Origin of the sequence: Arthrobacter sp. UYEF36 (assembly GCF_040547025.1) — a bacterium.
GTDB lineage: Bacteria > Actinomycetota > Actinomycetes > Actinomycetales > Micrococcaceae > Arthrobacter.
The window spans coordinates 40180-52337 of the sequence record NZ_JBEPOX010000017.1; the positions used below are offsets into that span (position 1 = coordinate 40180).

Consider the following 12158-nt stretch of genomic DNA (forward strand, 5'->3'; position numbering starts at 1 on the left):
GCCGCACGTTGACCTTCGGCTCCCGCGAGTAATGACTCTAGCTGCGTCAACCGGTCTGATGTCCCTCGCATTGGTAGGCGGTGTCTTATGGAGCTACTCCATCTGGGGGGACATGCTCGCTTGCCAGGCAGTTACTTGAGCTAGAAACTATGCCTCGGCGCATATGATTACTCCGCGCCTCCGGATGGGTGCGCTTTTGCTCGCGCCAGCAGCTGAGCTCTTACCTGGGGGACTAATGAAGAAATCATTGTTGTTTGTCGGCATTGTGGGATTATTGCTCGTCGGTTGCTCACCGGCGTCCGACGGATCCAAGGCGAGCGAACCGGCTCCAGAAACCCAGAAGTCGGATCGGGGCAACTTCGTAGAGAGTGTCGGAGAGACAGAGTTATTTGCCGCCCGGAACGGCGATCAAGTGGTTTCCTTCACCATAAGTTCAATCGCGGTTGACGTTCCATGTACCGACGAGTACGCGGTGCCCGCTCAGAACGGACACTTCTTGACACTGGAGATGGCCGTCGAAACGTCTGCAAAGCTCACAGATGAAGTTAATCCGTTCTTCTTATTAGGGGACGGAGCTTGGAAAGCCATTGCACCCGACGGCACCACCTCGAACGCCCAATTGGCAACTGGCGCGGCACTTTCCTGCTTCGCCGAAGACGATGTGCTTCCAAGCATGATTGGCCCTGGCGAAAAGGCGAAAGGAAAAATCGTTCTCGACGTAGAGGATTCGCAGGGCATTCTCGTCCTGGACTACAAGCCCAGCGGCGTCGGTGAAGGCCGGGAGTGGAGTTACCCACAAGCGCCGTGAACCTCTGGCCATAGAGCTGAAGAACTTAAGCAGGAAACCGGCCCTTCCGCTGAACTTCTTCATCCCCACAGAGGCCCTGGGTTAGCGCCTAAGGCGTTAGCACTTGCTTGGCTGCGGCCAGGGCGATGGCGGCCAGTTAGTGGCTGCTAGGGGCCTTCAGGCGCTCTTCAAGGTGCACCCAGGTCAGGGAGGTGGTTGACTTCGCCTGTTGCTATGCGTCGCGCGGTTTGCTCGTAAGCCGCCTCGATGTAGTTCTCGACGTCAATGCGTCCGATGCGCCAGAGGTTCTTGCCGCCAACCTGAATACCGCGGAGCTCCCCACTCTTGAGCAGGGCTCTGATCTGTGGCAACCCGACGTTTAGTTCTTCCGCGACTTGCTCAATGGTGAGGAATCTCGGAATATGCTCATGTTGCATATCCAGCCATCCCCTTTGCGGTGCCAGGTTCACGTTCCTGCTTGGGCTTCCACGTATTCCAGCCAGGTATTTTCTCGTTCAATGCCTGAAGCTCGTTAGCGGCAAGCGCTCCGCCGAGTGCTTTTTGTCGTTGGCCGTGAAGCCACACGCCAATGACGTGCTCATTCTCGCTTTGGTAATTGCGGTGGCGGGGCCAGCGGCCTTCGTGCTGGTGGAAGGCGTGTAGCTCTTGAAGTCGCTTCTGCCAGCGCCGGCCGTGCTCGACTACCCGCTGGTTGCATGTCCAACCCGCGAGCGGCTGGAGCGCTGCAAGTTTGTCTTGTGACAGCCTGCCTTCACGGTTAGCACGTCGCTGGACCGAAAGCCAGGAACCCAACCGGCGTCTTTGCGGGTCGGGATCGCTGGTCGTGGGGTACCGGCCTTCGAATGTACGTATCTTGTGCAGGGCGTCGATGTTCCCCGCCCAGGAGGCTGGAATTGGACGTGTTTTCGGCGGAGGACGCATGCCCAAATGGTCGGCCTGCATATCAGGATGCCGTGCACGTTGGCCCCGAATGTGCCTGCTCACTGTCTGGGGTACCGCACCACAGAGTTCGGAAATCCGTCCGACAGTGAGCCCCTTGCGATACATGAGATCCCACTCTGGATGGCGAGATTCTCTAGCCCCAAATGTGCCCTCAATACTCATGGAACAGAGCCTATGCGGAGGTAAGGCAGCAGCCAATGCTCCAGGTCGAGGTCTGGGAGTAGGCATGAATAACGATATTGGCTGACCTGGGAGATAGTCAGATGGTTATTGCTATTTAGATACCTGTGCTGACTGGGTCGAGGCCTAGGCCTGGTTGACGCGGCTCAGCCCCGGTGTCCTTGCGCGCCAGAGTGGCGAACGAATGGGTCATCTTCTTCAAATTCCCGATCCCGTTGGTCAGCTTGCCCTCAACTTCTTCAAGTTCCGCACTGTTTGCATCCGCCTCCGGTAGCATCTGGCACCGGTCTTGGTTCAGTCCGGCATTCATTAGGATCTGCTGCTTTATCTGGTTCGCGGCATTCCTGATTTCAGGGGGACCGATCAACCTCACCTCGTCGTAGGCCATCAGCGTGTTCATTGGGTAAGAGGCATCCGCGATGAAGGAGTTTGAGGCTGCTGCCGTAACGGTGGACAAGAATTTAGCGTAAGACTTTTGCTTGGCGTCTCGGAGCCAAACCTCATGCTCGCGGTCTACTTGAAGTTGCCATCGTTTTTCGTTGTCCTGACGGGCGGCCGTAAGTGTGTCCTTCGTGTTCTTGCGGTTGATCCACGCTGTGAGTATGGCTCCGCCCAAGCCGGCAATTATGGCTGCACCGGCGGAGATTGCTGCCACTAATACGAGTCGAGAGGTTTCTGCGTCCATGCTCTAAACCTACAGAACCGTCCCCGACTCAGGAGAAACGGCCCAGTAGGATGGGTCCTAGCAAAGCCTTCGTGGCCATCCTTACAGGAGTTGGGTCGCGGACGCGGCCAGGAAGACGGCCGGAGCCCCTAGGTTAACGCGTAAGGCGTTGCCACTTTCTTGGTGCATCAATGGCGAGGGCTGGCAGTTAGAAGCCGCTAGGACCCTTCCGGCGCCTCCTGGAGGCGCACCTGGGCAAGGGGCTGGGGGCGCTTCGCTGCCTGCGATACGTTGCGCCGTTTGCTCGTAAGCAACCTCGAACCGCCGACCGAATGCCGGGGGTCGCCACTCTTCAGCACGGGGACCGCCAAGTTCTTTCCGCTGGCGTCACTGAGCATCAAATCGTTTTGAGTCCCGTGTGGCACGAAAAACCCCGCCATCCTGCTTTCGGGGATGGCGGGGTACCTTCTGTTGGTCGGGCTGACAGGATTTGAACCTGCGACCCCTTGACCCCCAGTCAAGTGCGCTACCAAGCTGCGCTACAGCCCGTTACTTCGACCGTTCTCCGCTTCGGTGTCATCCGAAAAATTCCACTTGAGCAGTCCGGCCGAATCAACTCCGAAAGCTTACCCCAAATGAGAAGGGCCGTTCTCGGCACGAGCGTTGCTGTCGGGGCCGCCCGTGATGTTCCGTACTTGCGCGAACCTGGACCCGGTGGTCTCAATTCGCGGGAAGGAGTTGCCCCTGCCCCGTTCGTATTGGTGACTAAGCCGAGACGGATGCTGGGCCTGGCACTGCGGTTATCCAAGGCGGCCGGCTGTGGCGACATATGATCGAGAGGCTGGACTTGCGCCAGCTCGATCTCATCTCTAGTTCCTGGGGGCTTTCTGTGGCTAAAACGTTCGACGCGCTGCTTGGTTCGTACCGAGGACTCGCCGATTCGGAACGGATGAAGGGCAATTACTTCGAGCAGTTGGTCTTGCAATACATGAGGCAAGACGGTGTTCAGGCACCTCAGTACACCAACGTCTGGCTCTGGAAGGACTGGCCCGGCCGTGATGGCAAGCCGGACACCGGAATCGATCTCGTGGCAGAGCGGGCTGATGGCGGCATCACGGGGATCCAGTGCAAGTTTTACGCTGAGAACCACACCATGCAGAAGCATGACATCGACTCGTTCATTGCCGCCTCAGGCAGGAAACCGTTCACTCACCGGCTGATCGTGTCGACCACATCGCACTGGACCAAGAACGCGGAAGAAATGCTCGACAGTGCACATCTACCGATCCAGCGCATTGGCCTCTCAGACTTCCGCCACTCCAACATTGACTGGTCTACCTACGAGCTGACGGACCCGTCCAAGGCTCCGAAGCTGCACGACAAGAAGCAGTTGCGCCCCCACCAGCACGACGCCGTCACCGCGTCGATGAAGGGTTTCATCGACAACAACCGAGGCAAGCTCATCATGGCCTGCGGAACCGGCAAAACCTTCACTGCCCTGAAGATCGCGGAGCGGTTCGCCGAGATGGAAGGTCACGCACGGATCCTTTTCCTAGTGCCGTCCCTGGCGCTCATGTCGCAGTCGCTGAAGGAATGGTCGGACGAAGCCGAGCAGCCGATGCACGCCTATGCGGTCTGCTCGGACGTCAAGGTAGGTCGGCAGAAGAACTCGGATCTGACCGACGTCCCCCTGCACGACCTGCAAATCCCAGCCACCACGGACGGCAAGACCCTCGTCGAGGCCATGGGCAAGAAGGAACTGGACGAGGGCATGACCGTCGTCTTCTCTACCTATCAGTCCATCGACGCCGTAGCTCAAGCGCAACAGGCAGGCCTGCCCGACTTCGACCTCATCATCTGCGATGAAGCCCACCGCACCACCGGCGCCACACTGTCCGGCACTGAGGAATCACACTTCGTCAAAGTCCACCGCAACGACGTAATCGCCGGCGGTAAGCGCCTGTACATGACGGCCACACCGCGCCTCTTCAACGACGAGACTAAGAACGCGGCGATGGAGAAAGACGCCATCCTGTGCTCCATGGATGACGAAACAATGTACGGCCCCGTGTTCTACCGGATCGGCTTCGGCGAAGCAGTCACCAAGAAGCTACTGTCCGACTACAAGGTACTGGTCCTAGGCGTCGAGGAAACCCAGGTCGTTACTTCGTTCCAAGACCAACTCGCCGACTCCAACATGGAACTGAACATCGACGACGTCGCCAAGCTCATCGGCTGCTGGAACGGACTCGCGAAGCGCCGGTCGGGAGTGCACGAGGCCTCTTTTGGCACCGACCTCGCCCCCATGAAGCGTGCGGTCGCATTCAACCGCGACATCAAGTCCTCCAAGCTTGTCGAGTCCGAGTTCGAAGACCTCGTCCGCGTTCACTTGACCGACTTGGAGAACGACGATCCGACCGACGACCTCAAGGTTCAGGTAAAGCACATCGATGGCGGCTTTAATGCCGTCGCCCGTGCCGAGCGATTGGATTGGTTGAAGGAAGACTTCAACCACGACGGCGACCAGCCGACGTGCCGGATTCTTACCAACGCTCGCTGTCTGACTGAAGGCGTGGATGTTCCGTCCCTTGATGCCGTGCTGTTCCTCAACCCGCGTAACTCCATGGTGGATGTGATTCAGGCGGTCGGTCGCGTCATGAGGATCGCCAAGGGCAAGCAGTTCGGCTATATCGTGTTGCCCATCGCCATTCCGGAGGGTATGTCTACCTCTGAGGCGCTGAAAGACAACGCCCGGTACAAGGTTGTCTGGCAGGTACTTCAGGCATTACGTGCCCACGATGAGCGTATGGATGCCGCCATCAACCAGATCGAACTGAACCACAACGCTCCTGAATCCATAGTCATCGACACCGTTGACCTGAACCCGAAGAAGAGGGATCCCATTCTGGATCCCCGTCCCACGCCGGGTGACGAACCTGACGAGCCAGACTTCGTCCAGCCGCCCTTGCAGTTCCCCGTGGCCGATTGGAAGGACGCCGTCTACGCCAAGATCGTGGACAAGTGCGGTAACAGGATGTACTGGGAAGATTGGTCCAAGGACATCGCGGACATTGCTAACAAGCACATCGTCCTGATCAATAACCTGCTGGACCATGCCGACACTGGCCACCGCAAGGCTTTCGACGACTTCATCCAGGGCTTGCAAGATAACCTGAACCCTGACATCGACCAGGCCCAAGCCGTGGAAATGCTGGCCCAGCACCTCGTGACCAAGCCCGTCTTCGACGCGATGTTTACTGACTCCAACTTCACGGAACACAACCCGGTATCGCTGGCGATGCAGAACATTCTTAACCAGCTTGACGACCACTCCGCATTCGAGAAGGAGCGCGCGGGCCTTGAAAAGTTCTATGCGGCGGTAAGGGTCAAAGTTGAGAAAATTGACAACGCTGCCGCCAAACAACAGGTCATCGTTGAGCTGTACGACAACTTCTTCCGGAACGCTTTCCCACGGGTGGCGGACCGGCTTGGCATCGTCTTCACACCAGTACCGGTGGTGGACTATATCCTTCGCTCCGCTGACGCTGCGCTGCGTCTTGAGTTCGGCAGGTCGTTATCGGATGAAGGTGTGTCCATCCTGGAGCCTTTCGTCGGCACGGGGACTTTTGTCACGAGGTTGCTTCAGTCCGGCCTGATCAAGCCTGGGGACCTCCACCGGAAGTACACGCAGGAGTTGTTTGCCAACGAAATTGTCCTGCTCAGCTACTACATCGCTGCGATCAACATTGAGACGGTGTATGCCGAAGAATCAAAGAAGCATGGCTTCGGTTATGGCTACGTGCCGTTCGACGGGATCGCTCTCACCGACACGTTCCAGCTCAATGAGTCCGATGGCCAGGTTGAATCCAGCGAATTCTTCCCGGAAAACTCAGAGCGGGTGCAGCGGCAGAAGAACCAGGATATCCGGGTCGTCGTGATGAACCCTCCCTATTCGGGCGGACAGACAAGCGCCAACGACAACAACGAGAACCAGAAGTACCCTGTCCTCGACGAATCCATTTCCAACTCCTATGCAAAGCTCTCGTCTGCCACTAACAAGAACAACCTTTACGACTCCTATGTGCGTGGTATCAGGTGGGCGTCTAACCGCGTCAAGAGCGACGGCGTCATCGCCTTCGTCTCGAACGGTACCTTCATCGACGGCAACACGGCTGACGGAATCCGCAAGGCATTCGCCAATGAATTTAGTCGGATCTTTGTTTACAACCTCCGGGGAAACGCTAGAACATCTGGGGAGCAGCGCCGGAAGGAATCGGGCAACGTGTTTGGTGGCGCAGCACGGACACAGGTGGCGATCTGCATTCTGATCAAGAATTCGGCCCACTCAGGCCCCGCCGAGATCCGCTATGGCGACATCGGCGATTATCTAACACGTGAGCAGAAACTCGACATTCTTGAGAGTGAGCAATCAATAGAAGGAACGGAGTGGGACGCGATTGCACCCAATGACCATGGTGACTGGATTAACCATCGTGACGAGAAGTACAACTCCTTCCAAGCTATTGGGGACAAGGCCACGAAGGGCAAGCCGGATACTCCAGGGATGTTCGAGTTGTATTCAGCGGGCCTCCAAACGAATCGTGACGCATGGATCTACAACTTCGGATCCGTAGCGACGGCAGACAACGTTTCGCGGATGATCGTGAACTACAACCGGCAATTCGACCGGGGTGTCAAGGACTTGGATCCTAGCCGGATCAGCTGGTCGTCGAGCTTGGAGTCGATTTACAAACGACAGACACACCTTGAGTTTCAGGACTCAAACGTTCGCCCCACGTTATACAGGCCGTTCTGTCGACAGTTTGCGTATTTCGATTCCAGTTTGAACCACCGCCAGTATCAACTTCCAAAGTTCTTTCCGACGCCGGCACATCCCAACGTAGCGATTTACCTTCCGGCGCCAGGAACCCTTGCGCGGGGTTTCTCGGCTCAAGTCACTGACATTGTTCCCGACTTGGGTGTTTGTGCAGTCAGCGCTGCCCAAGTTTTCGCACTTTACTCCTATGAACGCGTCCAGGATGATCAACTGCCTGTTGCGGGGCAGGACGAGGTGATCATCGATGGGTACCGTCGTCGAGAGAACATAACCTCGGCGACGTTGGATGACTATAGGCAGTTCTATGAGGCACAAGGCATCACCAGAGAGGACGTTTTCTACTACGTTCTCGGCCTCTTTCACTCCCCGAAATATAAGGAGCAATATCAGGCAGACCTTAAGAAAATGCTGCCGCGCATCCCCAAAGTTCAAAACTTCGGGAGATTCACAGCCGCTGGTCGCGAGCTGGCAGCGTTGCAGCTCAATTACGAAACCGTTGAGCCATACCCTCTCGAAGAGATCACGACGGGGACTTCGATGGACGACGAGTACGAGTTTTATCGAGTGAAGAAGATGTCCTTCGGTGCCCGCAAGGACCGTTCACGCATCATCTTCAACTCCCGCATAACCCTGGACGGGATCCCCGACGAAGCCTTCGACTACCAGGTCAACGGCAAATCAGCGCTGGAGTGGATCGTCGACCGCTATCAGGTGACAACTCACAAGGACTCACAGATCACTAATGACCCCAACGACTACAGCCGCGAGATCGGCAACCCCCGCTATATCCTTGACCTTGTCAAGAGAATTGTTACCGTATCTCTGGAAACCAACAGGATCGTCGCTTCGCTGCCTCCACTAGAAATCGCGGAGTAGAGGAACCGTAGTGGACTCTATCTCTGGCGATGAAAACATTGATCGCTTGCTACATCGGCTATCGGGACTCGCCGATCGCGAGATGCGCCACTTTTCTGCTCCTGACCTTTCGGTAGATGTTGAGAAACAGCGGGTGCAGCAGAAATCATTGGAGCAGCGACACGTAGCGTCTAGCGATTTGCTTCGGCTGATTCTGACGACGGCAGGACAAGGCGTTGACCTTGGCGCGGCAGACAAGCGGTTGTGGGAGGTCCGGTTTGCCTATAAGAGTCAGGAATGTCTCATATTTTATGGAAAGGCAGGCCTAAGACTCCGGGGCGTCGTCGCGGAAGACGTTGATACTGCGTATGAGCTTCTCGTTGACGAGATCGACGACCGGCTTACCAAGGCCATCACCAGTGTCATGGAGAGCGGCGTTCAGCCGCTCATCGACTTGAAGCTTCGGACGAATGACGCAATCGTGGTCAATCAGCATGCCCGCTACCTTTCCATGTTCGAGTATTTTCGAGATCTCCTGCAGGAGATGCAGCTTTCGGAGTTGAAGTTCGAAAACCGGGAGCCAACCAACTCACCGTTAGATGGAATGGTGGCGTCAGCATTTGGCAAAATTTTCGCCACGAGGGCTAAAGAAGAGAAGATCTCGCATCTCGCCATCGCAACGATTGCCGCCTACTTCAGCATGTTGGAGCATAGATTCGTGCTGCTTGGGGCGTTTAGGGATGACATCCTCAGCCATGACTTTTCGCTAACAACAGTTTTGGGTGCGGGCTGGCGCGAGAAGTTTCAGTTTGCTTTCGGCGGGTTGCCCAGGGAGAAGAGGGCTGTGCACTTTGCTGACCTGGAGTATCTGGCACAGACGTATCGAAACCCACTCTTGCATGGCGGTGGGGGAGGCGCCATCGACGGGCTGGTAGTGCAGTGGCTCCCTAATTTCAGATCAGTGGTGTCGGCAAGGGGGAAGATCACAGATAAGTACATGCTCTGGACGTCTGCTGTCAGCGTTATCGAGGCAGAAGACATTCTTCTAAGAATAAATTCCCTTGAGACTTGGATGACAGAATTGCCGGGCTATGCATGGGTGAAGGCTGGCCTGGCCGTCGACTTCGAAGAGACGTCGCTGACGGAGTACGCAAGGCACCTTGCGGACGGCACCTTCGAATGGTTTGTGGACGGTTCAAGCCAGCAGTTTGATCGTGTACTAAATTTCGAATGAGCTGAGCGAAGTGTTCGTGGCACAGCTTTTCCCTAGGCTGCCCGCTGTCTCATAAACGATCGTTTTTTAAGACGCTCATGCCTGGAGACGCTGAGACGGGAGCCGCACTTGTTCTAGACATTTTTGTAATCTTGAAATGCCGTCTCAAAATAGATAGTCTCATAACACTCTTTGATACGGCATTCCTAGACAGGGCGGACACATGGCAGTTATTGGATATGCGAGAGTTTCGACGGTTGAGCAGAATCTCGATTTGCAGCTCTCTGCCCTGAACGAGGCCGGCGCAGTTCGGACCTATGCGGACCAGGGCGTGAGTGGCAGCGCGACCGAGCGTCCAGAGCTCACAAGGGTTCTCGACCGTCTTGAGGCCGGAGACGTCCTGACCGTCTGGAAGCTAGACCGCCTGGGGCGAAACACGCGCCATGTCCTGGAGGTTGTTGAGGAATTGCGAAATCGGGAGGTTGGCTTCCGTTCGCTAACCGAGGGGCTTGATACCAATGGCCCCATGGGAACCGCCATGTTGACGATCATGGCAGCATTTGCCCAGTTGGAGCGAGACACGATTGTGGAACGTACGCGCGCAGGTCTAACGGCGGCTGCCAAGAATAACCGCCACGGCGGTCGTCCCCGAAAAGTCGACGACGCAGCCGCTGTTCGCGCTGTCGCCCTCAAAGCGAAAGGGCTCAACGCGAGTGACATAGGCAAAATGCTGGGAGTCTCAAGGGCGACCATCTACCGATACCTGGCTGGATAGGCGCGATGGGGTTGGCCGCGGCGAATGTTGGGAAGCCGGAGCAACGCTCCGAACAGAGGCCTAAGATGGATTTACCAGGGGCTCATCGAGTCGCAATTTACAAACGAAACATAGGCACGTGTTCCTTAGAAATTTTTTGTAAGTCCGACGCACAATAGTTTTCTGTCAGGCTGACTGAAGTTTTGTAATTCGGACTTACAATTTTGGATGAGTATGCTGACCTTCACATCCGGCGATAAATAGCGACGGATTTGACGCCGACCAAAAAAGCGAGGACAGCATGAAGATGTTTGCAGTTGTTACCGACCAACGCATGCCCCGACCAGAGACCGCCCGTTGCCATGTCCATGCTGGCCCGTTATTCACCCCGGGCCACCATGTGGAGGATTGCTCCGAGGACTTCGCCCTCGTGTGCCAAGTATGTGGCATGAGTCGTCATAACGAGATGGATCCGATGTACCTCGACCGACCGATTTTCGACGCTTATCTCGAAGATTTGACTTAAAACCCGGGCGAAGTCATCGGACGAAGCTTCTCCCAACCGAATCTTCGGCTATTCACAATTGGCTTCATGCGGAGCGATTGTGGAAACATTCAGGGCAACTTTTGAAGGAACAGCACCAGGGTGCTCGCCAGCCTCACGACGGTAATTCCTAATATACCCAGTCGTTAAGCGCGCCTAGGCCTGCCCCTGGGAGCGTAGCTCTTGGAACTACCACTCCTAGAAGTAGGACCGATCTTAACTCATGGAACCTTCTACGCAAGGAACCTTCGCTGGTGGAGCGCTGTGGCTGGATCCCTGACAGTCTCCGCCTGTTTGGGCTGTCAGTGGGAAATGAAACTGGTGCCGGCGGCAGTAATTCAACCAGTTGCTCTCCTTCTGCGTGTTCTGGTCTTCGGACCTCAGCGATACCAAGAGTTCCGATGGTCCATCTCCGAGCACCTGCGGTCCAGTGCTTCAGCATCCGTCTCTCGGAGGTCTTCCGGTGGGGTGGGCCAGATCGGTCCTACGTAGTCGGCATCCGGTAGCGTCCAGTTGTTGGCATCGCTTGGTGGTGTGTAGATGTTGTTCATGTTCCGCTCCTGCGGTTGTTTCTGTTAAGGGAGCGTCTCTACGTCGTGCGTCGTTTGGCGTAAGACAGATAAGACAGATAAGGGTCGACCTCCAGAATTGCGGTCTCTATAGGGCCTTTTAGAGAGGTTAGATATAACTACGTATTTATCTGTCTTATCTGTCTTACTGTCGTACATCCCCATGTTCTAGGGGTTGTAGAGGGTCTTGGATGATCCTTCATCCGTCTTCATGCTGTCTCAAAATGGGTGCTTTCTGTCTTACGATTCCGGGGCAGAGACCGTAAGACAGAAAGCTGCTGATCTATCCGTCTCGCTAGACCATCAGTCCGAGATACCCGCGTACCTGCTTCTTAACGCCGAACTGATCGATGTTGTTAACGCCAACCGAAAATAGGGCCAGTTTTGCCAGCTGAAAACAGGGCCACGGGTTGTTGTTCTATTGTGCCTGAAGTTGGGTTCTTGTCTTGTTCCGGAGGCGGTAGCTGCTGCCGGTGAGGTTCAGGACTTCTGCGTGGTGGACGATCCGGTCGATCATCGCTGAGGCCACTGTCGCGTCGCTGAAGACCTCGCCCCACCTGCTGAAGGCCAGGTTGCTGGTGAGCACCAGGGAGGCGTGTTCATAGCGGGACGAAACCAGCTGGAAGAACAGGTTGGCCGAGTCCTGATCGAACGGGATATAGCCCACTTCATCGACCTATGCGGACATCCGCATAGGTCGACCTATGCCGAGCCCGTGACTATGCCGAGGCATTCGGTGGTGGCCGGTAAAGCCGTTGACGGTGGGGCGTTTCAGGCCGTGATGGACGTTCT

6 protein-coding genes, 1 tRNA gene and 1 pseudogene are annotated in these 12158 nt (G+C 56.2%); 4 read left to right on the top strand and 4 right to left on the bottom strand.

Annotated features, from left to right (window positions below):
* Positions 1-235 precede the first annotated feature (235 nt).
* Positions 236-808: a hypothetical protein gene (locus ABIB29_RS19195; protein WP_354174534.1), complete on the top strand. Its 573-nt coding sequence runs from the start codon at positions 236-238 to the stop codon at positions 806-808.
* A 167-nt stretch (positions 809-975) separates the two neighbouring features.
* Here the strand turns inward: ABIB29_RS19195 and ABIB29_RS19200 are convergent, their stop codons facing one another.
* The 3 genes from ABIB29_RS19200 to ABIB29_RS19210 form a co-directional block, all read right to left on the bottom strand.
* Positions 976-1224, bottom strand: a complete 249-nt coding sequence (locus tag ABIB29_RS19200; protein ID WP_354174544.1) for an excisionase family DNA-binding protein — start codon at positions 1222-1224, stop codon at positions 976-978.
* An 803-nt stretch (positions 1225-2027) separates the two neighbouring features.
* On the bottom strand, positions 2028-2615 hold the full coding sequence (locus tag ABIB29_RS19205) for a hypothetical protein (RefSeq protein WP_354174535.1): 588 nt from the start codon (positions 2613-2615) through the stop codon (positions 2028-2030).
* A 451-nt stretch (positions 2616-3066) separates the two neighbouring features.
* A tRNA-Pro gene (locus ABIB29_RS19210) sits at positions 3067-3143 on the bottom strand.
* A 298-nt stretch (positions 3144-3441) separates the two neighbouring features.
* Between ABIB29_RS19210 and ABIB29_RS19215 the strand changes: the two genes are divergently transcribed.
* The 3 genes from ABIB29_RS19215 (at position 3442) to ABIB29_RS19225 (ending at position 10274) form a co-directional block, all read left to right on the top strand.
* Positions 3442-8307, top strand: coding sequence for a DEAD/DEAH box helicase (locus tag ABIB29_RS19215; RefSeq protein ID WP_354174537.1), 4866 nt, complete (start codon positions 3442-3444; stop codon positions 8305-8307).
* 10 nt (positions 8308-8317) lie between these two features.
* Positions 8318-9520, top strand: a complete 1203-nt coding sequence (locus ABIB29_RS19220; protein WP_354174539.1) for a hypothetical protein — start codon at positions 8318-8320, stop codon at positions 9518-9520.
* Between the two features lie 202 nt (positions 9521-9722).
* The gene (locus ABIB29_RS19225) at positions 9723-10274 is read left to right on the top strand and encodes a recombinase family protein (protein ID WP_354174540.1); all 552 of its coding nucleotides are present in this window, start codon (positions 9723-9725) and stop codon (positions 10272-10274) included.
* A gap of 1510 nt (positions 10275-11784) precedes the next feature.
* On the opposite strand, the pseudogene ABIB29_RS19230 reads toward ABIB29_RS19225, so the two are convergent.
* Positions 11785-12042 (bottom strand): annotated as a pseudogene (locus tag ABIB29_RS19230) (ATP-binding protein); the annotation flags it as partial.
* Positions 12043-12158 lie beyond the last annotated feature (116 nt).